The 23,368-nt window shown below is 70.6% G+C and carries 23 protein-coding genes; 6 read left to right on the top strand and 17 right to left on the bottom strand.

Annotation, left to right across the window (positions count from 1 at the left end; all coding sequences use genetic code 11):
* The first annotated feature begins 27 nt into the window (after positions 1-27).
* Entirely contained in the window at positions 28-1,986 is a 1,959-nt protein-coding gene (locus LP52_RS06090) for a heavy metal translocating P-type ATPase (RefSeq protein WP_040271414.1), read from the top strand.
* Between the two features lie 88 nt (positions 1,987-2,074).
* Here the strand turns inward: LP52_RS06090 and LP52_RS06085 are convergent, their stop codons facing one another.
* From LP52_RS06085 to LP52_RS06065, 5 genes are all read right to left on the bottom strand, one after another.
* Positions 2,075-3,688 (bottom strand): tripartite tricarboxylate transporter permease, encoded by a 1,614-nt coding sequence (locus tag LP52_RS06085; RefSeq protein WP_040271413.1) that lies wholly within the window; start codon positions 3,686-3,688, stop codon positions 2,075-2,077.
* Between the two features lie 42 nt (positions 3,689-3,730).
* Entirely contained in the window at positions 3,731-4,435 is a 705-nt protein-coding gene (locus tag LP52_RS06080) for a tripartite tricarboxylate transporter TctB family protein (RefSeq protein WP_040271411.1), read from the bottom strand.
* The gene (locus LP52_RS06075) at positions 4,435-5,436 is read right to left on the bottom strand and encodes a Bug family tripartite tricarboxylate transporter substrate binding protein (protein ID WP_238580751.1); all 1,002 of its coding nucleotides are present in this window, start codon (positions 5,434-5,436) and stop codon (positions 4,435-4,437) included. Before LP52_RS06075 ends, LP52_RS06080 begins: the two co-directional genes overlap by 1 nt.
* 157 nt (positions 5,437-5,593) lie before the next feature.
* Complete coding sequence (locus LP52_RS06070; protein WP_040271410.1) at positions 5,594-6,376, bottom strand: enoyl-CoA hydratase-related protein; 783 nt, start codon at positions 6,374-6,376, stop codon at positions 5,594-5,596.
* Positions 6,377-6,383: 7 nt separating this feature from the next.
* The gene (locus LP52_RS06065; RefSeq protein WP_040271408.1) at positions 6,384-7,598 is read right to left on the bottom strand and encodes a CaiB/BaiF CoA transferase family protein; all 1,215 of its coding nucleotides are present in this window, start codon (positions 7,596-7,598) and stop codon (positions 6,384-6,386) included.
* Between the two features lie 100 nt (positions 7,599-7,698).
* On the opposite strand from LP52_RS06065, the gene LP52_RS06060 reads away from it, so the two are divergent.
* Positions 7,699-8,517 (top strand): IclR family transcriptional regulator, encoded by an 819-nt coding sequence (locus tag LP52_RS06060; protein ID WP_238580750.1) that lies wholly within the window; start codon positions 7,699-7,701, stop codon positions 8,515-8,517.
* Between the two features lie 115 nt (positions 8,518-8,632).
* Here LP52_RS06060 and LP52_RS06055 read toward each other — a convergent pair whose 3' ends face one another.
* From LP52_RS06055 to LP52_RS06035, 5 genes are all read right to left on the bottom strand, one after another.
* Complete coding sequence (locus LP52_RS06055; RefSeq protein WP_040271407.1) at positions 8,633-9,412, bottom strand: potassium channel family protein; 780 nt, start codon at positions 9,410-9,412, stop codon at positions 8,633-8,635.
* Between the two features lie 130 nt (positions 9,413-9,542).
* A complete protein-coding gene (locus LP52_RS06050) occupies positions 9,543-10,382 on the bottom strand; it encodes a carbohydrate ABC transporter permease (protein ID WP_040271405.1) in 840 nt (279 codons plus the stop codon).
* The gene (locus LP52_RS06045; RefSeq protein ID WP_040271403.1) at positions 10,375-11,373 is read right to left on the bottom strand and encodes a carbohydrate ABC transporter permease; all 999 of its coding nucleotides are present in this window, start codon (positions 11,371-11,373) and stop codon (positions 10,375-10,377) included. Before LP52_RS06045 ends, LP52_RS06050 begins: the two co-directional genes overlap by 8 nt.
* Before the next feature lie 76 nt (positions 11,374-11,449).
* On the bottom strand, positions 11,450-12,769 hold the full coding sequence (locus LP52_RS06040; RefSeq protein WP_040271402.1) for an ABC transporter substrate-binding protein: 1,320 nt from the start codon (positions 12,767-12,769) through the stop codon (positions 11,450-11,452).
* A gap of 233 nt (positions 12,770-13,002) precedes the next feature.
* Complete coding sequence (locus tag LP52_RS06035) at positions 13,003-14,025, bottom strand: LacI family DNA-binding transcriptional regulator (protein WP_040271401.1); 1,023 nt, start codon at positions 14,023-14,025, stop codon at positions 13,003-13,005.
* Between the two features lie 390 nt (positions 14,026-14,415).
* Here LP52_RS06035 and LP52_RS06030 point away from each other — a divergent pair, with 390 nt between their 5' ends.
* Together LP52_RS06030 and LP52_RS26235 are read left to right on the top strand one after the other, a co-directional pair.
* Positions 14,416-14,904: a GyrI-like domain-containing protein gene (locus tag LP52_RS06030; protein ID WP_040271400.1), complete on the top strand. Its 489-nt coding sequence runs from the start codon at positions 14,416-14,418 to the stop codon at positions 14,902-14,904.
* 86 nt (positions 14,905-14,990) lie between these two features.
* Positions 14,991-15,923, top strand: a complete 933-nt coding sequence (locus LP52_RS26235; protein WP_084722943.1) for a YDG/SRA domain-containing protein — start codon at positions 14,991-14,993, stop codon at positions 15,921-15,923.
* An 85-nt stretch (positions 15,924-16,008) separates the two neighbouring features.
* Here LP52_RS26235 and LP52_RS06020 read toward each other — a convergent pair whose 3' ends face one another.
* From LP52_RS06020 to LP52_RS05995, 6 genes are all read right to left on the bottom strand, one after another.
* Complete coding sequence (locus LP52_RS06020; RefSeq protein ID WP_040271396.1) at positions 16,009-16,302, bottom strand: hypothetical protein; 294 nt, start codon at positions 16,300-16,302, stop codon at positions 16,009-16,011.
* Positions 16,303-16,307: 5 nt separating this feature from the next.
* The gene (locus LP52_RS28250; protein WP_238580749.1) at positions 16,308-16,592 is read right to left on the bottom strand and encodes a hypothetical protein; all 285 of its coding nucleotides are present in this window, start codon (positions 16,590-16,592) and stop codon (positions 16,308-16,310) included.
* A 473-nt stretch (positions 16,593-17,065) separates the two neighbouring features.
* Complete coding sequence (locus LP52_RS06010) at positions 17,066-18,037, bottom strand: helix-turn-helix domain-containing protein (protein WP_157036224.1); 972 nt, start codon at positions 18,035-18,037, stop codon at positions 17,066-17,068.
* A gap of 298 nt (positions 18,038-18,335) precedes the next feature.
* A complete protein-coding gene (locus tag LP52_RS28915; protein ID WP_394298189.1) occupies positions 18,336-18,563 on the bottom strand; it encodes a His/Gly/Thr/Pro-type tRNA ligase C-terminal domain-containing protein in 228 nt (75 codons plus the stop codon).
* On the bottom strand, positions 18,547-19,209 hold the full coding sequence (locus LP52_RS06000) for a response regulator (protein WP_040271394.1): 663 nt from the start codon (positions 19,207-19,209) through the stop codon (positions 18,547-18,549). The genes LP52_RS28915 and LP52_RS06000 overlap by 17 nt, the downstream gene beginning before the upstream one ends.
* Complete coding sequence (locus LP52_RS05995; RefSeq protein WP_238580748.1) at positions 19,197-20,627, bottom strand: sensor histidine kinase; 1,431 nt, start codon at positions 20,625-20,627, stop codon at positions 19,197-19,199. Before LP52_RS05995 ends, LP52_RS06000 begins: the two co-directional genes overlap by 13 nt.
* 221 nt (positions 20,628-20,848) lie before the next feature.
* Between LP52_RS05995 and LP52_RS05990 the strand changes: the two genes are divergently transcribed.
* Both LP52_RS05990 and LP52_RS05985 read left to right on the top strand, forming a co-directional pair.
* Entirely contained in the window at positions 20,849-21,298 is a 450-nt protein-coding gene (locus LP52_RS05990; protein ID WP_040271393.1) for a DUF6069 family protein, read from the top strand.
* A 243-nt stretch (positions 21,299-21,541) separates the two neighbouring features.
* Positions 21,542-22,153: a DUF1707 SHOCT-like domain-containing protein gene (locus tag LP52_RS05985; protein ID WP_202966049.1), complete on the top strand. Its 612-nt coding sequence runs from the start codon at positions 21,542-21,544 to the stop codon at positions 22,151-22,153.
* 242 nt (positions 22,154-22,395) lie between these two features.
* Here the strand turns inward: LP52_RS05985 and LP52_RS05980 are convergent, their stop codons facing one another.
* Positions 22,396-23,175, bottom strand: a complete 780-nt coding sequence (locus tag LP52_RS05980) for an SAM-dependent methyltransferase (protein WP_040271545.1) — start codon at positions 23,173-23,175, stop codon at positions 22,396-22,398.
* Positions 23,176-23,368: the final 193 nt, after the last annotated feature.

Here is a 23,368-nt window from a genome sequence, read left to right as displayed (position 1 = left end):
CGTCGCTCACGTGGAAGGGGCCCCGACGTGACCGCTGTGCTCTCCCCGCAGGCCTCCGAGACCGGCCGCGCTCCCGGGCGGATCGCCCGCGTGTTCGCGCTGTCCGAGGTGCGCTGGGCCGCCGCCGCGCTCGCGCTGTTCGCCGCGGCGCTGCCGCTCGACCTGCTGGGCGCGCCCGTTTGGCTCTGGGGGCCGCTGTACGCCCTCACCTATGCGGCCGGCGGCTGGGAGCCCGCGTCGGAGGGGCTGCGCGCGTTGCGCGACAAGCGCCTCGACGTCGACCTGCTCATGGTCGCCGCCGCCCTGGGCGCCGCGGCGATCGGCCAGGTGCTCGACGGAGCGCTGCTCATCGTCATCTTCGCCTCCTCGGGCGCGCTGGAGGCCGTGGCCACCGCCCGCACCGCCGACTCGGTGCGCGACCTGCTCGACCTCGCCCCGCACCGGGCATACCGCGTCGCCGCCGACGGGGCCGAGGAGACCGTCCCGGCCGCCGACCTGCGCCCGGGCGAGGTGATCGTGGTGCGGCCGGGCGAGCGCATCGGCGCCGACGGCCGCGTGGTCGAGGGCGCCGGGGAGGTCGACCAGGCCTCCATCACCGGTGAGCCGCTGCCCAAGGCCAAGCAGGCCGGCGACGAGGTCTTCGCCGGAACCGTCAACGGCACCGGAGTGCTGCGCGTGGCGGTCGAGCGCGACCCCGGCGACTCGGTGATCGCGCGGATCGTGGCCATGGTGGAGGAGGCCACCCGGACCAAGGCCGGCACCCAGTTGTTCATCGAGAAGGTCGAACAGCGCTACTCGGTCGGCATGGTCGCCGCCACGCTCGCCCTGTTCGCCGTGCCGCTGATGTGGGGAGCCGCGCTGGAGCCGACCCTGCTGCGGGCGATGACCTTCATGATCGTCGCCTCGCCGTGCGCGCTGGTGCTGGCGACCATGCCGCCGATGCTCGCGGCGATCGCCAACTCCGGCCGCCACGGCGTGCTGATCAAGTCCGCCCGCGCCCTTGAGCGGCTGGCCCGCTGCGACCGGGTCGCGCTCGACAAGACGGGGACGCTGACCGAGGGCGCGCCGCGCCTGGCCGAGGTGCGCCCGCTGCCGGGCTCGGGGCTGGAGGCCGACGAACTGCTCACCCTGGCCGCCGCGGCCGAGCACGGCAGCGAGCATCCGCTGGCGGTCGCCGTCGTCGGAGCCGCCCGTGCCCGCGGCCTGGCGATCCCGCCTGCCGCCGACTTCACCTCGGCGCCCGGGCTGGGCGTGGCCGCCGCCGTGCGCGGCCGCCGCGTCGAGGCGGGCTCGCCTGCGCGCCTGCTCGGCGACGAAGCGGCGGCGCCGCAGGCCGCCGCCGAAGTCGAGCGGATGGAGGACCGGGGCAGCACCGCGGTGCTGGTGGTGGTCGACGGCGTTCCGGCGGGAGTGCTGGGCATCGCCGACCGGCTGCGCCCCGGGGCCGCCGCGGCCGTCGCCCGGCTGGCTGAGCTGACCGGGGCGCCGCCGCTGCTGCTCACCGGCGACAACCCGCGCGCGGCCGAGCACATGGCGGCCGAGGCCGGTGTCGCCGACATCCGCGCCGGACTGCTGCCCGAGGACAAGGTCGCCGCGGTCCGGGCGGTCGAGGCGGAGGGGCACCGGGTGCTGATGGTGGGCGACGGCGTCAACGACGCCCCCGCGCTGGCCGCGGCCACCTCCGGCGCGGCCATGGGCGGCGCCGGCTCCGACCTCGCGCTGGAGAGCGCCGACGCCGTCGTGGTCCGCGACGAACTGACCGCCGTGCCCGCGGCCGTGGCCCTGGCGCGCCGGGCGCGCACGCTCGTGGTGCAGAACCTGGTGATCGCCTCGGTGTTCATCGCGGGGCTGGTGGCCTGGGACCTGGTCGGCACCCTGCCGCTTCCGCTGGCCGTCGCCGGCCACGAGGGCTCCACGATCCTGGTCGCGCTCAACGGCCTGCGCCTGCTGAGCGGGCGGGCCTGGCGCAGCGCCGCGAGCGCGTAGCGCACTCCGCGCCGGCGGGAGCCGGAAACGACGCGCGCCCGCCGAGCCCGCTGCTTGCGGGACCGGCGGGCGCGCGTCGGTGCGTGGCTCACCCGCCGCCGGAGGCCTCCTGCCGGCGGACGCTCTCCGGGCCGCCGTCCTCCTCGGCCTCGGCCGCCTCGGCATCGGCCGCGGCGCCGGCCCGGCGCGACGGCCCGGCCACGCGGGCGGCCGTGCGCTTGAGCGGTGTCCCGAGCAGGGGCAGGCACAGCACCAGCGCCATCACGAACAGCATCACCAGCGAGGGCGTGCGCTGGACGAACAACGTCATCCCGCCGTCGAGCAGCAGGGTCTGGCGCAGCGTCTCCTCGGCGATGGGCCCCAGCACCAGCGCGATGACCGTCGCCGCCGGCGCCAGGCCGTACATCCGCATGAAGAACCCGAGCACGCCGCAGGCGAACATGATGCCCACCTCGACGACGCTGCCGTTGACGGCGAACGTCCCGAACGCGCACAGGAGGATGACCAGCGGGCCCAGGGTGCGGAACGGCGTCCTGGTGACAGCGGCGAACAGCGGGATGCAGAACACGCTCACCAGGAGCAGCATCACGTTGCCCAGGTACATGCTGGAGATCAGGCCCCAGGCGAACTCGGGCTCCTGGGTCATCAGCAGCGGCCCGGGCTGCAGGCCCCACATCAGGAATCCGCCCAGCAGCACGGCGGTGGAGGCCGACCCGGGGATGCCCAGCGTCAGCAGCGGCACCATCGCGCCGGTGGCGGCGGCGTTGTTAGCCGACTCCGGGCCGGCCATCCCCTCGATCGCGCCCTTGCCGAAGCGCTGGGGCCGCTTGGACAGCCCCTTCTCCACGCTGTAGGAGATCAGCGAGGCGACGGTGGCACCCGCGCCGGGGATCACGCCGAGCACGAACCCCAGCGGGGTGCCGCGCGCGATGGGCGAGCGGGCCTGGCGCCACTCCTGGCGGCTGGGCCAGAACGGGCCGGAGCGGCGGTTCAGCCGCATCGGCGAGGCGCCGTCGCGGTGTCCGCCGCGGTAGAGGGTCCACAGCACCTCGCCCAGGCCGAACAGCCCGATGGCCACGGGGATGAAGTGGATCCCGTTGATCAGCTCGGTGGAGCCGAAGGTGTAGCGCTGAGCGCCGCCGCCGACGTCGATGCCCACGGTGCCGATGGCGAAGCCGATCAGCACCGAGAGCAGGCCGCGCAGCCAGTTGCGGCCCACGAGCACGATGAGCGTGAGCAGCCCGATGACCACCAGCAAAAACAGCTCGGGCGGCCCGAACGACGAGGCGACCCCGGCCATCAGCGGCGCGGTGATCGTCAGCAGTACGACGGCGACGGTGCCGGCGATGAACGAGGCGATCGCCGCTACCACCAGCGCCGGGCCGGCGCGCCCCTGCTTGGCCAGGGGGTGGCCTTCCAGCGTGGCAGGGACCCCTGCCGAGTCGCCGGGGGTGTTGATCAGTACCGCGGTGATCGTGTTGCCGTACATGGCGCCGTAGTAGACGGCGGCCAGCATGACGATCGCGGTCGTGGGTTCGAGGCCGAAGGTCAGCGGCAGCAGGATGGCCAGCCCTGCCGAGGCGCCCAGGCCCGGGATCGCGCCGACGAACATGCCCACGAGCACGCCGACGCCCAGGAAGAGGAGGGTGGTGGGTGACAGCACGCCGATGATGCCGTTCACCAGATTGGCGAAGATGTCCATGCTGGGCTCCGAGGAATCTGCCGGTCCGGGTGCGGGTGGGCCCTAGAGAAGCGGGAGGATGCCCGAGGGCAGGGGGGCGTTGAGCCCCAGCACGAACACCGCGTAGAGCACCACCGGGAAGGCCGTGCCCAGCAGCACCGATCGCACCGGGTGCGACCTGTCGCACAGCAGCAGCGCCGCGGTGAGGGCGAGCGCACCGGTGACCACCGCGCCCACCGGCACCAGCACGGTGACGAAGAGCGCGAGGATCGCGCACAGCGCCACCACGGTCCAAGGGTGGCGCCGCGCGTCGGGTGCCCCTCCGGCTTCGGATCCGCTTGCGGTGGAGGCAGCCGGCTCGCCGCCGCCCCCGGCGTGATCGGCGGCCGGTGCGGCCTCCGGTTCCGACCGTGCGGCCCGCATCCGGCCGCGCATGCTGTGCAGTGCGCCGACCGTGCAGGCGGCCACCCCCAGGACACCGATGATCCGCGGGAAGAGGCCGGGCCCCACGCGCCCGGCGGCGGTCGCCCAGTCCATGCCGAAGGCGACGACGGTATAGGCGGCCAGCACGGAGCCCACCACGACGTAGAAGACGGGCTCCCCCCGTACCGGTGACGCCTGCTGTGCCCCGCCGTCACCCCCGGCGCCTTCGGGCTCGGGTTCGGGCCCGCCGGCGGCCGCGTCAGGGGCGGCCCCCCGGCCCGCGGCCGGATCCGCCGACGTGCGCTGGAAGGGCAGCCGGATCCGGGGCGCCTGGGTCTTCGCCATCAGAGTGCCCCCTGCTCCTTCAACTGCTTCTCGAAGCGCGTGCCCGTGGTGTCCAGGTAGGAGGTGAAGTCGTCGCCCCAGCGGACGTCGGCGGTGAGGTAGTTCTTGTCCAGGTACTCCTGCCAGGCGTCGGTCTCGACGACCTCGCGCATGGTCTCGATCCACCACTCGCGGGCGTAGTCGGGGGCGTCGGGCGGCAGGATGAGCCCGCGCGGCATCGAGACCAGGTCGTCGTAGCCCTGCTCCTCGCCGGTGGGCACGTCGGGCAGGGCCTTCAGCCGCTCCTGGCCGGTGAACAGCAGCGCGTTGACGTCGCCGCTTTCGACCTGGCCCATGATCGAGCCGGGATTGGAGACGATGCCGTCGAGCGAGCCCGAGGACAGGGCGGTCTGCAGCTGGCCCTCCTCGTTGAAGGGCACGTACTCGATCTCGTAGCCGGCCTGCTCGGCGAGCGCGGCCTGGATGATGTAGTCGACGTTGACGGTGCCGATGCCGCCCACCGACACCTTGCCCTCGTCCTCGGCGTGCTGCACCCAGTCTTCCCAGGTGGTGATGTCGCTGGAGCCGGGAGTGACGAACAGGGTGTCGTCGGTGGCGAACAGTCCGATGTGGGTGAAGTCGCCGGGCATCCAGCCGGTGTCGGCCTGCAGCGGGGTCGTGATGAACGATCCGGAGGTCGTGGAGATGGTGTAGGGGTCGCCGGAGTTGCTGTACAGGTGGCCCCATCCCTTGGCGCCGCTGCCGCCCTCGCGGTTCTCCACGACGATGTCGGCCGGGTAGAGCTCCTCCTGGTTGAGGATGTCCACGATGGTGCGCGACATGATGTCGTTGCCGCCGCCGGGGCCGAAGGCGATCGTCCAGTCGAGTTCCTTGCTCGGGTAGTCGTCGGGGTTCTCCTGCATCGAGGAGCCCGCGCCGCAGGCGGTGGCCGCGGCCAGCAGCGTGGCCGAGGCCAGTGAGGCCAGGGCCGGGAGCAGGTGTCGGGTCTTCTTCATCGGCATGGCGGGTGCCTCCTTGCCGGCACGGTGGCTGCTTCGGGGGGTAGGGGACGCTGTTCCGCTGCGGGCGCCGCCGGGAGTGGCGGCGCGTGCAGGGCGCTGGCGCGTTCCGCGCTCCGTGTGCGTTGGTGGGCCGTGCGGCGAGGGAGGCGCGCCGCGGTCACGACCAGGTGAACTCGGGCTGGCGCTTCTCCAAGAACGCGCGCACGCCCTCGGCGTAGTCGTCGGTGTCGAAGGAGGAGTTGCGCAGCTCGGTGGTCTCGGCGTCTTCGCGGCGCTGCCCGGCCACGATGCGGCGGACGATGTCCTTGGAGGCGCGGACGCTGAACTGCGCCCGGGTGGCGACCAGCTCGGCGAAGCCGTAGGTGTGCTCGGCGAGCTCCTCGGTTTCGGCGGCCTCGTCGGCGAGACCGGTGCGCAGCGCGTGCTGGGCGTCCATGCGCCGGCCGGAGAACAGGATCCACTTGGCCTGGGCGGGTCCGACCAGGTCGACCAGCCGACGGGTGGATTCCAGGCTGTAGACGAGGCCCAGCTTGGCGGGGGTGATGGCGAACTTCGCGGAGGTGTCGCAGAACCGCAGGTCGCATGCGAGCGCGAGGCCGCATCCGCCGCCCACGCAGTAGCCGTGCACCATGGCGACGGTGGGCTTGGACATGCCCTCCAGCGCCTGCTCGGCGGCGGCCACCTGCTCGTTGTAGGAGCGGGCGCTCTCGGCGTCGCCGCGCACTTCGCGGAACTCGCTGATGTCGGCGCCGGCCGCGAAGGCCTTGGTGCCCGCCCCGCGTACGACCAGCACCTTGACGCGGCTGTCGTCGTCGATGCCGCGCAGGATCCCGGGCAGGTCGCGGTACATCTCCAAGCTGATGGCGTTGCGGCTCTCAGGGCGGTCGAGAGTCAGGGTCGCGACCGCTCCGGAGCGCTCGACCTTGAGGTCGTCGGACATCGGCTGTCTACCTTTCCTGCAGTTCCGGGTGCTCGTCGTAGGCGACGCGCTCGGTGTAGAGCGCATCGATCTCCTCCTCGCCGAGTCCGGCGTCGGCGAGGACGTCTCGGGTGTGCTGGCCCAGCCAGGGGGCGGGGCCCTGGATGCCCGACTCCAGGGAGCCGAACTTGGCGGGCGGCGAGATGGTGCGCATAGCACCGATGATCGGGTGATTCACTTCACTTACCATGCCACGTTCCACGATGTGGGGATCTTCGAGGGCTTCCGCGTAGGTGAGCACGGGACCTCCGGGGACACCGGCGCGGTCGAGGACCTTGATCCACTCGGCGGTGGTGCGGGTGGCGGTGACCTCCTCGATCTCCTCCTGGAGTTCGTCGATGTGCTCCATGCGCGCGTGGAGGGTCGCGAAGCGCTCGTCCTCCAGCCAGGCGGGGCGCTCCAGCGCATCGACGACGAGGCGGTGCCAGAGCCGGTCGTTGTTGGCGCCGATGGTCACGTAGCCGTCGGCGGTCCGATAGGCCTGGTAGGGCGTGGAGCGGCGGTGGCGCGTACCGGTGGGCTGGGGCTGCTCACCGCTGCCGAAGTAGGCGCCCGACTCCCACACCGTCCAGGCAAGGCCCGCGTCGACGAGGGATATGTCGATGTAGTCGCCTTCGCCGGTGGCGCGCCGGTTCAGCTCGGCGGCCAGGACCGAGTAGATGGCGGTGGCTCCGGCGGCGATGTCGTTGATGGCGATACCCACCTTGGTGGGGCTGCCGTCGGGGTGGCCGGTCATGCGCAGAAACCCCGAGGCGCCCTGGGCCATGATGTCGAAGCCCGGTCTGTCGCGGTAGGGACCGGTCTGCCCGAACCCGCTGATGGAGCAGTAGAGCAGCGACGGGTTGATCTCGCGCAGGGTGTCGTAGTCGATGCCCAACCGGGCGACCACGCCCGGCCGGAAGTTCTCGATGACCAGGTCGGCGCGCTCGACCATGCGCAGAAAGGCGTCCCGGCCGCGGGGGTCCTTGAGGTCGAGGGAGGCGCTGCGTTTGCTGCGGTTGGGCATTCCGAAGGGGTAGCTCTCCCCGTTGACCTTGGGCGCCAGCCGGCGTGAGTCGTCCCCGGTCTGGGGCTGCTCCACCTTGACGACGTCGGCTCCGAGCTCGGCCAGCACCATCGTGCAGTAGGGCCCGGAGAGGAAGCGGGTGAGGTCGAGAACCCGGAATCCGTCGAGCGGCTTCATCCACGCACCTGTTCCGTGTGTTTCCCGTATAGTGGGATACGATCCCGTATAACAGGAACGTACGATTGCAGGCACGTGAACGTCAATGGGTTGGGCCGAATTGAGCGAGACGACCGAGGGCAGCGCCAACGCCGAGGCCAGGGGCAACGGGGCCGCGAGGCCGGGAGTACAGGCGATCGACCGCGCCGTGGCGATCCTGCAGTGCTTCAGCCCTCGCCGGCCGGAGATGGGAATCAGCGACATAGCCCGCAGCACCGGGCTTTCGACCAGCACAGCCCACCGCATCCTGGCGTCGATGCAGGCCAACGGGCTCGTCCGCCAGACCGTGCAGCGCCGCTACGCGCTCGGGCCCCTGCTGGTGCAGCTCGCCCGCAGCGGCGCCTTTCCCACGACGCTGCGCGACGCGGCCCTGGGCGCGATGCGCGAGCTGCGCGCGCTCGTCGACGAGACGGTGGGGCTGCACGAACTGCTTCCGGGAAACCAGCGCGCCGTCATCGACCAGGTCGAGAGCCACCACGCGCTGCGCCGCACCTACACCGAGCTGGGCGTACCGATCCCCCTGGTCTACGGCGCGCCGGGCAAGGCGATGCTGGCGTTTCTGCCCCGCGCACAGGCCGAGGAGCTGCTGGCCGGCCCGATCGAGGCGGTGACGCCGACGACCGTCACCGACCCCGCCGAGCTGCGCATCGAGCTCGACGCCGTCCGGCAGCGGGGCTATGCCCTGTCCTTCTCCGAACGCACCCCGGGGATCCGCACGGTGTCGGCACCCGTCTTCGACCACGAGCCCGGCGTGGTGGGCAGTATCAGCGTCAGCGCGCCCGAGTCGCGCATGCCCGAGGATCGCATGTACGAGCTCGGCCCGGAGGTGGTGCGCACGGCCGGGGAGATATCGGAAGTCCTGGGGTGCGCCCGACCGTGACGCGAGCGGGGCTCAGCCGGGGCGGACCCCGGCGCCGCGAGCGCCGGTCCTGCCCCGGAGCAGGCGGGCGCGCCGCCCGCTCACCGCCCCTGCCCGCTGCCGCGCACCCTGTGTCTCAGCGGCCGGGATCGGCCTCCTCGGCGGCGGGTTCGGCGGGGGCGGTCCTGGCGGCGAGTTCGGCGCGCAACGACCGGACCTCCTCCATCAGCTCGACCATCTGCTTCTGGGTGGCCGCGGCACTCTCCTGGCCCTCGTTGAACTTCTCCACGAACCACGAGGCCAGCGTCGCTGTCACCACACCCAGCAGGGCGATGCCGGCGGTGAACAGCACGCCCGCGACCAGCCGTCCCTCCGCCGTGACCGGGTACAGGTCGCCGTAGCCCACGGTCGTCACCGTGGTGGCCGCCCACCACAACGCATCGGGGAAGGTATGGATGACGGCTCCGGGCACCCCGCGTTCGGCGTCGAGCACCGCCAGCGCCGCGCAGAACACGATCAGCAGCGCCGCCGCGACCGAGTACTTGGACACGCTGGCGCGCATCGTCATCGTGGCCCGCTTGTTGACCAGCCCCAGGACCACGATCACCTGCACCAGCCGCAGAGTCCGCAGTACCGGCACCAGCAGTACCAGCAGGTCGAACCAGTTGCGGCGGACGAAGGCCACGCGCTGCGGCGCCAGCCACAGCCGGACCACGTAGTCGGCGCAGAACAGCGCCCACACGACCACGAGCGCGGCCGAGCACACGCCCTCCCACACGGCGGGCAGGTCGGGATCGATGATCGGCCATGCGTACGCCGCCAGGAACACGCTCGCGGCCGCCACCATGGGCACGATCGTCCGGTTCCGCCACTCCTGGAGGCGCGCGTCGTTGCGGCGATGGTCCGCCTCGGTCATTCCGTGCCCTTCCGCCGTGTAGCGGCGCGGCAGGGCCCCGCCCCGCCGCGCTCGTCACCGAATCGCCTGCGGTAACGCTAGCAAGGGCGGTGAAAGCGGTCGGCAGGGCGGGCGGGGCCCTGCGCTGCTGCTACTTCACCGCCCCCGCCGACAGACCCGACACCAGATGGCGCTGGACCAGCATGAACGCGATGATCACCGGCAGGGAGATCGTCAGCGACGCCGCCAGCAACTCGTTCCACAACGTGTCGACCTGGCTGGTGTAGAGCTTGAGTCCGATGGACAGCGTCCGCGTCTGGGTGTCGGTCAGCACCGACGCGAACAGCACCTCGCCCCATGCGGTGATGAAGGCGAACACGCCCACGGCGAGGATCCCCGGGCGGGCCACCGGCAGTATGACCCGCACCAGCGCTCCGATCCGGCCGGTGCCGTCGATCATCGCCGCCTCCTCCAGGCCCTCGGGGATGGCGCTCAGGTAGCCCGCCAGCATCCAGATCGAAAACGGCAGGGCGAACGTCAGGTAGGTGATGATCAGGCCGGTGTAGGAGCCCGTCAGCTGGATCCCGAGGATCTCCTCTCCCTGCACGAACATCAGGAACAGCGGCAGCAGGAAGAGGATGCCGGGGAACATCTGCGTCGACAGCACCGTCATGCTGAAGACGCGCTTGCCGCGAAACCGCAGCCGCGCCAGTGGGTACGCCGCCAGAACCGAGATGATCAGCGCCAGAACCGTGGCCGAGATGGTCACGATGAGGCTGTTGGTGAGGTAGCGGGCCAGCGGGATCGTCGACCACATGTCCACATACGGCTGAAAGGTGATGCGCTCGGGAACCCAGGTGAACAATCCCCGGACGTTCTCCAGCGGCTTCACCGATGTCACCACCAGCACGTACAGCGGCAGCACGGTGAACACGGTGAGGAACGTCAGGATGATCCGGCGGAACCAGCGGAAACCGGGTGTCTCAGTCATTGCCATTTCCCTTGGGCAGGACCATCCGGACGTAGACCGCCGATGCGATGACCAACGCGGCCAGCAGCAGGACGCTCATCGCGGCCCCCAGACCGAAGTTCCAGTTGACGAAGGAGTGCTCGTAGATCAGCGGGGAGATCAGCCGCGCGCTGTCGGGCGATACATCGCCGAAGAGCAAGAAGGGGATGTTGAATTCGTTGAACGTCCACAGCCCCATGACCAGCAGGACCACGGCGTTGGACGAGCGCACCATCGGCATCGTGATGCCGGTGAACCGCTTCCAGGTCGAGGCCCCGTCGATCGCAGCCGCCTCGTACATGTCCTCGGGGATGCTCTGCAGGGCGGCCAGCAGCATCAGAAAGGCGAACGGCCACAGGCGCCAAATCGACACGACGACCAGCACCCAGAACGCGTTCTCGCCGATGAGCCAGAACGGGCGCTCGCCCAGAAGGCCGAGGTCCTGGACCAGCAGCCGGTTGATCATGCCGTCGCGCTGGTTGAACATGAACGCCCAGATGATGGCGGCGACGTAGACGGGCAGAGCGTAGGGCACCAAAAAAAGCGTGCGCAGCACTCCGCGCCCTCGGAACCGCGTGTTCAGCGCAACCGCCGCCGCCATGCCCAGTGCCCAGGAGATCCCGACCACCAGAACCGTGTACACGAGCGTACGCAGCAGACTCTGGAACAGATCGCTGCCGAGCGCGCCGCTGGGGTCGAGGCCCCGGACGAAGTTGTCCAGTCCCACGAACGGCGCCGACGTCCAGTTCCGGATGGTCAGCTGCGTCAGTGAGGTGAACGCGATGTAGATCCCCAGGATCATGGGGATGATGTGGATCAGCAGCTCCATGACCGCCGCCGGCAGGACCATGCCGTAGGGCAGGAAGTCCGGACGGCGCCGCCGCTTACGGATACCGCTGTCCTCGGGGGCGGCCGCCGGGGCCTCCTCCTCGGCGCGGGGCCGCGGTTCTTCGGTGTCTTCAGTGGTCGACATCAAGGGCCTCCATCGAACGGCCGCCCCGCCGCGGAGGGACGGGGCGGCCGGTTGGACGAACCGCCTGCTACCGGGTCTAGTTCGCGGCGTTCATCTGGGTTTCGGCTTCCTCCATGGCCTTGCGGACGTCGGCTTCGGTGATTTCGCTGCCGGTCGCGGCGTCGGCGAAGAGCCCGGCGATCGACTCGCCGAGCACCGTCTCCATCTGCCCCTCCTCGGGGATCAGCGGCATCGGAGCCGCGTGGTCGGTGAGGATGGTGCGGAAGGTGTCCATGGACTCGCTCTGCAGCTCCTCGTTGTCGTAGGCCTCCGTGGCCACCGGCAGCGTCTGGAACTCCTGCGACAGGTACACCTGCTCCTCAGGGCTGGTCAGGTGCTCCACCAACTGCAGGGCGGCTTCCTTGTCGTCGGTGTCGTTGAAGACGCTGATGTTGATGCCCGCGGCATGGCTCTGGATCGGCTCGCCGGGCAGCGGATCCATCATGGGGATCTGGGCGACCTCATAGTTGTCGAAGTCGCGGGAGGCCAGGGTCGTGCGGGCGCTGCCCTGCATCATCATCATGGCCGCGCGCTCGTCGACGAAGTCGCCGATGGACTGGGTGCCGTCGCTGAATTCGGCGTTGCTGGGGTCGACGATCTCCTGCTCGGTCATCATGTCGAGCCGCATCTTCACTCCGTCGACCACCTCCGGGGAGGAGAAGCTCGGGCCGTCGCCCCAGAGCTGTCCGCCTTGCTGCATGCCCAGGACGTGAGCGAAGTGGGAGTTCTGCCGCTCGCTTCCGGCCTCCATCGTGAAGCCGTACTGGTCGGTCTCGCCGTCGCCGTCGGTGTCCTTGGTCAGCTTCTCGGCGGTGTCGGTGAATTCCTCCCAGGTCGAGGGCGGCTCCTCGATGCCCGCCTCCTCGAACATGGTCGGGTTGTAGAACAGCGCGTAGGACAGGCCGTAGAGGGGGACCGACGTCGGCGGCTCGCCCTCGGCGCCGCCGGTGGCGAAGCTCGTCTCCACGAAGCGGCCCTCGCCCCCCGCGGCCTCGAGGTCCTCGCCCTCATAAGGCACGAAGGCGCCGGTCTTCTGCAGGCTGGCCGCCCAGGTGTTGCCGATGTTGAGCACGTCGGGCCCGTCGCCGCTGCTGACCGCGGTGAGGATGCGGTTGTACAGCTCGCTCCAGGGGATGACCTCGAGTTCGACCTCGACGCCGGTCTCTTCGGTGAAGCGATCGAGCACGGGTTCGAGAACCTTCTTGTCCTCCTCGACGCTCGCGCCCTGGTTGCTGGCCCAGTAGGTCAGCGTCTGGTCTCCGGACTCCTCGCCGGAGCCGCAGGCGGTCAGGGCGGCGACCATCCCGAGCGCGGTCGAGGCGGACACTACTGCTTTGGCGGGGATCTTCACGACCATCTCCGTTCCTCGTCGTGGCCCTGCGCGCCTGCCGTGTCGCCTAGAGGTGACAGGGCGGCCGGGGCGGCGCAGGGTCCGCCGACGTGCCTGTTCGGTCGATGCGGGGTGTGGGGGGTTGAAGGGTTCGGGGGTCGCTGTGTGGCTCATGGGGAAGCGCAACACAGAAGTAAACCGGTTTACCGAGCGAGTGTAGGAGAGATCACTCGACAAAAGGAGAGGAGGTTACCGACTCGTTACCCTGCAGAACTCCGGAGCCGCAGCTCGCCGGTCCTCCTCGTCACCGCCGGCGGCTCCTGGCCCTTGAGCATGTCCAGCAGAATGCGTGCGGCCGAGCTGCCCAGCTCGCGGTGTCCGCTGCGGACCGTGGCCAGCGGCGGCGAGACGTACGAGGCCAGCGTTATGTCGTCGAATCCGGCCACGGCCACGTCGCCGGGGATGGCCAGCCCGGCGTCGCCCAGCACGGAGTAGCCGCCGATGGCCATGAGATCGCTGCCGTAGAACACCGCCGTGGGGCGCTCGCCGCGGGCGAGGAGGCGCCCGGTCGCCTGGGCGCCGCCCTCGATGGTGTAACCGCCGTACTCCACCGGACCCGGCTCCAACCCGAGTTCGTGCAGCGCCTCCTCCCAGTGGCGGCGGCGCTGGAGCGCGTGCAGCATGCGCGGATCGCCCTGGACGTGGGCGATGCGGCGGTGGCCGGTCTCGGCGAACCGGTGCACCAGCGCCCGGATCGCCTCCCGGGCGTCGTTGCTGATGGTGGGAAAGTCCGAGGAGCCCTCGGGCGCGCCGACGACGACGGCCGGGACGCCAAGGCGGTGCAGCATCGCCGGGCGCTCGTCGTCCACGCGCAGGTCGGTGACCAGGAAACCGTCGACGAAGCGGTCGCCGAACAGCCGCTCGTAGGTGGTGGCCTCGGTCTGGGCGTCGGGCACGAAGCGGATCACCGTGGCGTGCTCCTCGCCCGAGAGCACCGACTCGATGCCGGACAGGAACGATGCGAAGAACGCGTCGAAGTCGAGGATCTCCGGCGACCGGCGGACGACCAGGCCGATGGTGCCCAGCGGCTTCCCGTTGAGGGCGCGCGCGGCATAGCTCGGGCTCCACCCCAGCTCCACCGCCGCCTCGCGGATGCGCTCGCGGGTCCCGGGGCTGACACCGGTCCCGCTGTTCAGCGCCCGCGACACGGCGCCCTTGGTCACGCCTGCACGTTGGGCGACGTCACTGATGGTGGGGCGCTTGCGGCCCGGGCTCCCGGTCATGGCCAATGATGGTAGCCCGCCGGCGGACGGCCGTCGGGAGGAGCCTGGCGACAGCGGCGGACTCGGGCGGGACGGGGGCAGGGGCGGTGCGAGGGCACGGAGCATGGGTGGCGCGAGGGCACGGGGGCCGGGATACGGGCGGGACGCCGCGCTTGACGCGCGGGGCGTGCGGGGTCCACCGCGATCGGCACGGCGACGGCGATGATGAGCCGACCGGCGGCTGTGCGGCGACGAAGAGTCGACCGGCCACTGTGCGATGACTCCGAGGCGCGCCGGCGGTCTGCACCGTGAGGGCGCAGCCGCCACTGCGCCGGTCGAGGGTGCCGCGCCCGCCTCCACCGGGCACCGGGCACCGGCACCGGCCGCCAACGCAACGGAAGGAACCGACACATGCAGCAGCCCACCCCCGAGACGAACGGATACGAGCCGCGGATCGTCTCGGTCCAGCCGTCCACCACCGCCGTCATCCGAGGCACGGTCGAACAGGCCGATCTGCCCACCTTCTTCGACCGCTCGTTCGGCGCCCTCGTCCCCGCGATCACTGGCCAGGGCGCGAACATCACCGGGCCCGCATTCGGCCTGTACCACGGCGGATTCGGCGACCCCGTCGACCTTGAGGTCGGCTTCCCTGTCGACCGCCACATCGACCCGGAGGGCGACGTCGTGCCGAGCACCCTGCCCGCGGGGCGCGTCGCCCGGCTGACCCACGCGGGCGCATTCGACGGCCTGCCCGCATCGTGGGACCGCCTGTGCACGTGGGCCGACGAACAGGGCCTGACCCCGGCGAGGTCCATGTGGGAGGTCTACGTAACCGAACCCTCCCCCGACATGAACCCCGACGACCTGCGAGTAGAACTCAACCTGCCAGTGCAGGGGTGAGGATTCAGATACAGCCTGAATAAGGAAATAACAGCAGCTGCACGAACACCCCTGTATCGGACAGATCAGACTTACACTGACGTCCCATGGCTCAGGACTACCAGAGGCGTTTTGGCGAGATCACGGGACAACCGGAAGGGACGTGGTATCCGGACCGGGACAGTGTCCGATTGAACGAACTCCACGCTCACAACCGAACAGGCATATCGGGCATACGGACTGACGGTGCTGACGCCATCGTCCTCAGTGGCGGGTACGAAGACGATGAGGACCATGGCGATGCCATCGTCTATACCGGTCATGGTGGCCAAAAAAATGGCAGCCAGGCCGAGGATCAGGATCTCAACGACACCGGCAACGCTGCCTTGGTCAAGAACCAACTTGAGCGACTACCGGTCCGCGTGATCCGTGGCTGGCAAGCGAGAACTGATTACTCGCCATCTAACGGATACCGGTACGACGGCTTGTACCGCGTGATGCGGCATTGGTTCAAGACTAGGGATGACGGTTACCGTGTCTGCCAATTCCTTCTCGTTAAGATATCAAGTTCGCGCGAATTGGAAGATCGGAACTACCTTCCAACCGAACCAGAAAACCTTGATTCCGGCCATGACCATGAAGCAGGAAGCCCTGCCGAACGAGTCCTCTCAACGCGAATTCGACGCAACTCGAAAGTCACAGAGAATGTGAAGAATTGGCACTCCAATCGTTGTCAGGTCTGCGGAAATACGATCGCTCTTCCCGTCGGCCCTAGAAGCGAAGCAGCCCACATTCAACCCCTCGGGTTTCCCCATGACGGCCCCGATATAGAGTCGAACGCCCTATGCCTATGCCCAAATGATCACCTGCGCTTCGACAATGGAGCACTTTACCTTACGGACGACCTTGCGATCGTCGATGCGTTCACCGGAAGCATCATGGGGGAGCTACGGAGACATCCTAGCCATCGGATTGATATTCGGTATGTTCGCGAGCACCGCAAGTGCTGGGTAAAGGAAGAGCCACCAGGCGACGCATAGCAACACAATGCGATAACCCTCGCGTGAACTGCAGTCGCGTGCCGAGGAGGGGCCTTACGGCGCTTTTCCTCGGCACGCGGTGTCTCTAGGTTCGCGGCGACTCCCGGGAGATGTAGGCGCCGTCGCCGGCCTGGTCGAAGTGGGCTGCGACCCAGGACGACGACAGCAGCGACGATGGACGGCAGGCGCGTGCTGGAGGCTCCTCCAGTTCGCGGACGAAGGCCTCGACATCGGGCTGGACGACGGTGGGTGCGCGGTCGGTATCGGGGTCGTCGGCGGTGGCGATCCACAGGTTCTCAGTGCGCCTGATGTTCCATCGGGCGCCGTAACGTGCCTTCAGCATGGCGAGAAGTGCAGTGTCGATATCGCGTGCGTTCACTGCGGTCACCTCTCCCCCGCCATCTCGGCAGGCGTGTGCGTGAGGTCCGGCCGGGCGGCGATCAGCTCGCGCAGCGGACCGCTGAGGGATTCGCGCAGGTCATCGAGACCGTCGTCGAAGCGAAGCGCTCGGTGCGTAACGCGGCGAGGGGACCGCTTTGTGCGCTGCCAAGCGAACAGCAGGACGGCGTCGGTGTCGGGGAACTCGTGCAGACCGTCGGCGTCCATCACGAAGTACCGGCGCGAGCTCTCGCCGAACCAGATCACCAAGTCGGGATGGCGGATCTGCATCAGTGAAGCGGCCGCATGGGCGTGCGCGCACTCCGGCGTGCGCCCCCACCGCCTCGCGGACCGCGTGTGTGGACGGCTACTCTGCCTCATGTCATCAGCTCCTTGATAGCTGGTGGCCACGCCCCCGGACGCCTTGCCCGCGTCGCGGGGGTCTGTACTGCCTTATAGCCTTCCTTGAAGCAGAAGCGCGCGAAAGTGTGACCCTGTTGCCCACTCATAGAAGGCAACGGTCAACACCTCTCTGCGAGAAATCGCCCCTCAGGTGAACTATGACGCGGCTACCTCTTGCGTCATTTCGGAAAAATCGGCCTCCGGCCGGTTCGGCGATGCGATTCGATGATGCACTACGCGGAGAAGGCGCACCCGGTCCTGGAGTCGACGGTGAGTTGCGGTGACAGCGGCCGCAGAGTCACTCTCGGCGCCGAGAGTGACTACAACGCCATGGCCAACTGGGCCGAGCAGCCGAGCCGGGCTTACGCGGCGCGCGCCTCCTCCAGGGCGTCCCGGTACTCGCGTGACCATTCCGCGTGCCGCTGTTCGGACGGCAGTCCGTCCAGTCCGGCCCGAAGATTGGCTGCCGCCTCCGCGTACTCGCCCAGGGCGAGGTGAACCAGGCCCATCCCCATCCGCGAGAACGTGGGAGACAGCCAATAGGCGGTGCCCGGTGCCTCCGTATCCCCGGCCTCGTCGACGAGGTCGGACGCTTCCCCCAACAATCGCCGTGCTGCGTCGCGTTCACCCAGTAGCGCGTATCCATGGGCTGCCTGGACCGCATCCCCGACACGTTGCAGCGGGGCCGCTCCAGGCGTGTAGTACGCCGCAGAGAACCAGCGCACGATCGCCCGCGGGCGCCCTTGTCGACGCGCTAGGTAACCCTTGAAGTTCGCCGCTTGCGCCGCGAGTTCCCCACTGCCGACCTCGTCGGCCCGGTCTTCTGCCTCCGTAAGCCAGCGGACCGCGTCGGCGTCGTTGCGCGCTTCGGCGTGCAGCCACCCGACGAACTGGACCCACTCCGCAGCGACTTCGCGCAGGGCGTCCGCATGCGGCCCCCGCGCGTCGCGCGCCAACCGCTCCACGGTCTCCCACTGTGCCGACGTCGACGGCAGCATCGCGGTGGCGGGCAACGTGTCGTCGAGCCGCCGCTGTGCCGCGAGCACGTCCGCCAACGCGCGCACCGTGCCGAGGTCCACGCGTGCCGGCTCCGCGACGCTGTGTGCGATCCGGCCCCGGTCATCCTCGTCCAGAGTCGCCGCAAGATCGGCCAGGGCACCCTCGGCACCGACGAGGCCATCCAAAGCTTCCGCGAGTTGCGGAGAAGGGGACCGCTTTCCGGAGAGCACGCGGGAGAGGTGGCCGGGGTCTATGTGCATCGCCCGGGCGGCCGCCCGTAGCGAAATATCGCGCTCATCCAGAGCCGCGCGCGCTCGTGCCGCGAAGTCAGACACTACGGACCTCCGAGTGATGCCAACGCCGTCACCATCAGAATAGGCGGAAGCAAACACTCTCCGCCAGCAAATCTTGCGGCGGCAGCTTCGGAACCGCCTTCACACGCGCCTGACACCAATCCAACGCGCGGATTTCACTGCTATCAGGCGCCTCAAGTAACGAAAACCGGGCGCTCGATGGCGGCAGCGCTCGGATGTGAGTGATGTTTCCGCAGGGGATAGGAGACCCCCTTTTCGACGGGTACAAGCTTTACTTTCAGGCCACCTCCAAACCGATCTTGCGTGCAAGATCCCGGGATCAGTGGTCGAGGAGTCGCTCTATCTGCGCGCCAGCGTCGCCGTCGGGCACCCTGTGCTGTTCACCGGTGGCCATATCCCGAACGGTGACCTCTCCGGCCGCCTCCTCGTCGGCGCCGCGGATGATGAGGAACGGGATCTCCGACGTGCCGGAGGTCCGCTCCGTACTCGATGCCGCATGAGGGGAACACGGAACACCGGCGATCGTGTCCTCACGCCAGCCCCGCATCATGCGCCAGGAGGGCTATCTGGGTGCGGTTGTCCAGGTCGAGTTTGGTGAGGATGCTGGACACGTGGGCCTTGACCGTGGGGACGCTCATGTAGAGGCGGGTGGCGATCTCGGCGTTGGCGCGGCCCTCGGCTACCGCCTGGACCACCTCGTGCTCGCGCGCGCTCAGGGACTCCAAGGCGGCGCGCGCCCGTTCGTAGGCGCCGGACTGGGTGGCGGCGCGGTCCATGAGGCGGCGGGTGATGCGGGGCGAGAGGATCGGGTCGCCGGCGGCGACCTTGCGGACCGCGTCGACGATCTCCGGGGGCGGGGTGTCCTTGAGCAGGAAGCCGCCCGCACCGGCGCGCAGGGCGTGCAGGATGTTCTCGTCGCTGTCGAAGGTCGTCAGCACGACGACCTCGGGTGCGCGGGGCCGCGCGCGCAGCTTGCGGGTCGCGGCGATGCCGTCGACCCGCTTCATGCACAGGTCCATGAGCACGACGTCGGGCGCGTGGGTGTCCGCGGCAGCGGTGACCTCGTCGCCGTCCGCGGCTTCGCCGACGACGGAGATGCCGTGGACGCCGTCGAGCATCATGGACAGCCCGCCGCGGACCAGAGCGTCGTCGTCGACGATGAGAATCCGCAGCTCCCGGCTCATGCGGGCCATGGTAGACGGGCGTGCAGCCGGAACCCTCCGTCGGACCGGCCGTGGTCGAGCCGCCCGCCGGCGAGGTGCACCCGCTCGGTCAGGCCGACCAGGCCGGTCCCGCTGCTGGGCGCGGTGGGATCATTCGTCGGAAGCTCGGGGATGAGCGTTCCCCGGGACCTCGCCCGGCCCGTGGCCGCGCCGACGACGCCGCCCAGGGCCGATTCCGGCTCCGCTTCCCGCGCCTGCAGCCCGCCCGTGTCCCCGAACGCCGCCTGCTTCCCGTGCGCTCCGCTGCGTTCGGGCCGCCGCGCGCCTCCTCCGCCGTTCTCCGACCGGCTCCCCTGCACCGCCCCCTCGGCCGACCCCTCCGCCGACGCGTCCGCCGACGCCTCGCCACCGCCGAGCGGGTTGGTCACCGTGATCACGAGCGCTTCGCCGGGCCGTCCCGTCATCTCCACCTCGACCGGTCGGCCGGGGGCGTGCTTGCGCGCGTTGGTCAGTCCTTCCTGGACGACGCGGTAGGCGGTGCGGCCGAGGGCGGCGGGCAGGCTGTCGGCCTCGGCGGTCTCGTCGCGCAGCCGGACCCCCACTCCGGCGCAGCGGGATTCTTCGACCAGGGCGGGGATGTCGGTCAGCCGGGGACTGCGCCGGGCGGGGCCCACCCCCTCGGCCGTGTCCTCGTCACGCAGCACCAGGATGACTTCGCGGAGTTCCTCAAGCGCCTGGTGGACCCCCGTGCGCACCACGCCCGCCGCCTGGGCGAGGCGCTCGGGCGGGGAATCGGGGCGGTACTCCAGTGCGCCGGCGTAGGTGGCCAGCAGCGACAGCCGGTGGGCGAGCACGTCGTGCATCTCGCGCGCGATACGGGTGCGCTCGGCCATGCGGGCCTCGGCCACCCGCCGGCCCTGCTCGGCCTCGGCGCGCCGGGCCCGTTCGCGCAGCGACACGACCAGGGCGCGGTTGGCCCGTACCAGCGCGCCCCACCCGACCATCGCGCCGTACCCGGTGGTGATCAGCACCAGCCACCAGCCGTAGGAGAGCCCGCCGCTGGGCTGCCACAGCCCCTGGATCGCATGCGCGGCGACGCCCGCCGCTGCGACGGCGACGGCGACCGGGAGGCGGTACCGCTGCGCGACGTGCAGCGCCGCGAAGGTGGCCGGCGGTGTGACGGCCGGGGACAGCGCCGCCAGCGCCACCAGGCCCAGCGCACCGGTCAGCGGGCGCCACAGCAGCAGCGGCGCGAGCGCGCAGCCGAGCACGCCGACCGCGATGTCCAGCGTCAGCGCGGCGGCGTCGGGCTGCGCGCCGTTGCGGGCCCAGATCGTCAGTGCCGCGAGCACGGCCGACGCCGCCGCCACGCCCAGGGCCGTGAGCGGCCGCGGAGCCGTCGAGCATCCAGGGTCTGCCGCCTGGCCGGGGCCGGTCTCTTCGTTCACCGGCCAAGGTTAGCCACGGGGGCCACGGCGCCGACACCGACCGAAGTAGGTGCCGCGCCGACCGGAGTCGGGGAAACGGTATCCCCTCGCCCGAGGCGGAATCGCGGCGCTCGCGGGAGTCTTTCGGTGTCCGCCGGTGGCCGACCGCAATCGCGGCCACCTGCCGAACCTCAGCCAAGCCCGCACGGGACACGGTGTCCCGCGGGACGGAAGGGAAGAACATGTCAGGTCGAACCGAATCCGCACCCGCCTCCGAGAGCGCTCCTTCGTCGGCTTCCGCCGGCGGGGGCCGCAGCCTGCGCCGCGCGGGGGCTGTGGTCGGAGCGGCTGTCGCGGTGCTCGCGCTGTGGGCCGTGGCTGTGCCCGTCGCGGGAATCGAGGTCGCCGGCGACCGGGGCGGGACCGTGGGCCCCATCGGCCCCGTGTCGATCGCCGCCTCCGCCCTGGGGGCAGGCGCGGCGGGGTGGGCGCTGCTCGCTGTGCTGGAGCGGCTGACGGGGCGTCCGGGGCCGATCTGGACGGCGGTCGCGGCGGCGGTGCTGGTGCTGTCCCTGATGGGACCGGTGATCTCCGCCGCCGGCACGGCGAGCATGATCGTGCTGCTGGCGGCGCACCTGGTCGTCGGCGCGGTGGTCATCCTCGGCCTGGCGCCGACGGCGCGCCGCCGCTGAGGGCCCCGCTCCGCTCGCCCCTCGCCCCTCCGGAGCTCCGGCCCGTCCCGTCCGGAGTCGGCCATGCCGTACGGCTGCCTGGACCGTCCTTGTCATCGCTGTGCCCACCGGGTTCGCTCTAGCGCCGGTGCGCCGCCCCGCGCGCCGGCGGCGGTGAGTTTCCGCCTCGGACCGGCGGTGAACGAGGCCGTCATATGCTCGTAGCGCGGACAGGGCGCGATTCCAACGGGTTGGGAGCCGGACGTGGGCGATGCACAAGAGGAACCGGCCTCGGCTGCGCCCGCTCTGCGCGTCGCCGACGCCGATCGCGAAGCCGCCGCCGAGCGGCTGCGCGAGGCGGTGGCCGAGGGCCGGCTGGAGCTCGCCGAACTGGACGAGCGGCTATCCGCCGTGTATGCGGCCAAGACCCGGGCCGATCTGGAACCGCTCACCGCCGATCTGCCCGCCGAACCCGTGGCGGGCCGGCGCAGCGTCGAGACGCCTCCGCTGGTGCTGGAGACCAAGAGCGGCCGCCTGAAGCGGGAGGGCTACTGGCCGGTGCCGGAGCACATCACGGTGGAGTGCGCGTCCGGCATGATCAAGCTCGACTTCACCGCGGCCGAGTGCCCGTACAGCGAGGTCGCCGTCGAGGCCCGCGCCAAGTCGGGTTCGGTGGTGCTGGTGGTGCCGCACGGCTGGTGGGTGAACATGGATGACACGACGGCCTCCAGCGGCACCGTCGTGAACAAGGTGAAGGGGCCGCCCGCGCCCGGGGCACCCGTGCTGCGGGTCAGCGGCGAGGTGAAGTCCGGAAGGATCAAGGCGCGCCATCCGCGCCGCGGCTTCTGGGCGTGGCTGCTGCGCCGCCCGGCCTGACGGAGCCGCATCGAACGGGCCTGTGCGCCCCGGTGTGGCTGGCCACGGTCGTGCTGGCTGATGCCCTGCGCCGCGCCGGGTTCCGGCGGGGGCCCGCCGAATGGTTCCTGCGCCGCATGACCTACGGCCGCCCGACCGAACCGGCGCCGCCGGCATGAGCCGCGGGCGCGGCGCGGGGCCCGCGCCGCGCCCGCCCGCGTCCACCGGCTTCTCGTTCCGGTGCCGGCCGGGCTTCGTTCGGATCAGGGTTTGCGCGCGACGATGCCCACCTGGGCGACGCGCTGCGGTGCGCCGCCGAGTTCGCCGGGGTCGGGGCGCCATTCCGCGCAGGAGACCACGCCCGGTTCCAGAACCTCCAGGCCGTTGGTGAAACCGGTGATCTCGGCGACGGTGCGCGGTGTTATCGGCGGGGTGGCGTTCTCGTTCCAGAAGGCCATCGCCTCCGCGTTGGCCTCGCCGCCCATGTCCAGGGTGGGGTGGGTGATCGCGACGTGGCTGCCCGGAGGCAGAGCCTCCACCAAGCGGGCGACGACGCGGCTCGCCTCCGCCGTGTCCAGCACGAAGTTGAGGACGCCCAGCAGCATCAGCCCGACCGGCCGGTCGAGGTCGAGGGTTGCCGCGGCCGCCTCCAGAATGCGGTCGGGTTCGCGGATGTCGGCCTCGACGTAGTCGGTCGCGCCGGGCGGCCGCGAGGTGAGCAGCGCCCTGGCGTGCACCAGCACCAGCGGGTCGTTGTCGGCGTAGACGACCCGCGACTCCGGTGCGAGGGCCTGGGCGACCTCGTGGGTGTTGTCGGCGGTGGGCAGGCCCGTGCCGATGTCGAGGAACTGGCGCAGCCCGGCCTCGCCCGCCATATAGCGCACGGCGCGCCGCAGAAAGGCGCGGTCGGCGCGCGCGACGTCGACGATGCTCGGGAAGAGCGACAGCACGTGGTCGCCGGCCGCGCGGTCGGCCGCGTAGTTGTCCTTGCCTCCCAGCCAGTAGTTCCACACCCGCGCGTTGTGGGCGACGCTGGTGTCGATACCGGTCGGGGGCCCGCCCCGGCTGCCCGCAGGGCCGCCGCCGACCTTGTCGGCCCCGGGGTCCGCCTGCCAGGGCTCCTTGATGCCGCCCGCGGCCCGACCGGAGTGAGCGGAGTCTGCCGGTTCGGGGCGATCTTCTCTTTCGTCTGGTTCGCGCACGCGGCCACGATAGCGCCACCCGGTGATAAACCGG

The organism is Streptomonospora alba (genome assembly GCF_000826685.1).
GTDB classification, from domain to species: Bacteria; Actinomycetota; Actinomycetes; order Streptosporangiales; family Streptosporangiaceae; genus Streptomonospora; species Streptomonospora alba.
This window is presented reverse-complemented; position numbering and strand designations above follow the sequence as displayed.

Coding starts and splice junctions, on each gene's coding strand:
- LP52_RS06050 (WP_040271405.1), bottom strand. CDS start 10,382: ATGACTGAGACACCCGGTTTCCGCTGGTTCCGCCGGATCATCCTGACG.
- LP52_RS06065 (WP_040271408.1), bottom strand. CDS start 7,598: ATGAAGCCGCTCGACGGATTCCGGGTTCTCGACCTCACCCGCTTCCTC.
- LP52_RS06070 (WP_040271410.1), bottom strand. CDS start 6,376: ATGTCCGACGACCTCAAGGTCGAGCGCTCCGGAGCGGTCGCGACCCTG.
- LP52_RS06055 (WP_040271407.1), bottom strand. CDS start 9,412: ATGACCGAGGCGGACCATCGCCGCAACGACGCGCGCCTCCAGGAGTGG.
- LP52_RS05990 (WP_040271393.1), top strand. CDS start 20,849: ATGTCAGGTCGAACCGAATCCGCACCCGCCTCCGAGAGCGCTCCTTCG.
- LP52_RS28250 (WP_238580749.1), bottom strand. CDS start 16,592: ATGCAGATCCGCCATCCCGACTTGGTGATCTGGTTCGGCGAGAGCTCG.
- LP52_RS06035 (WP_040271401.1), bottom strand. CDS start 14,025: ATGACCGGGAGCCCGGGCCGCAAGCGCCCCACCATCAGTGACGTCGCC.
- LP52_RS06040 (WP_040271402.1), bottom strand. CDS start 12,769: ATGGTCGTGAAGATCCCCGCCAAAGCAGTAGTGTCCGCCTCGACCGCG.
- LP52_RS26235 (WP_084722943.1), top strand. CDS start 14,991: ATGGCTCAGGACTACCAGAGGCGTTTTGGCGAGATCACGGGACAACCG.
- LP52_RS06080 (WP_040271411.1), bottom strand. CDS start 4,435: ATGGCGAAGACCCAGGCGCCCCGGATCCGGCTGCCCTTCCAGCGCACG.
- LP52_RS06085 (WP_040271413.1), bottom strand. CDS start 3,688: ATGGACATCTTCGCCAATCTGGTGAACGGCATCATCGGCGTGCTGTCA.
- LP52_RS06045 (WP_040271403.1), bottom strand. CDS start 11,373: ATGTCGACCACTGAAGACACCGAAGAACCGCGGCCCCGCGCCGAGGAG.
- LP52_RS06030 (WP_040271400.1), top strand. CDS start 14,416: ATGCAGCAGCCCACCCCCGAGACGAACGGATACGAGCCGCGGATCGTC.
- LP52_RS06000 (WP_040271394.1), bottom strand. CDS start 19,209: ATGGCCCGCATGAGCCGGGAGCTGCGGATTCTCATCGTCGACGACGAC.
- LP52_RS06075 (WP_238580751.1), bottom strand. CDS start 5,436: ATGCCGATGAAGAAGACCCGACACCTGCTCCCGGCCCTGGCCTCACTG.
- LP52_RS28915 (WP_394298189.1), bottom strand. CDS start 18,563: ATGCGGGGCTGGCGTGAGGACACGATCGCCGGTGTTCCGTGTTCCCCT.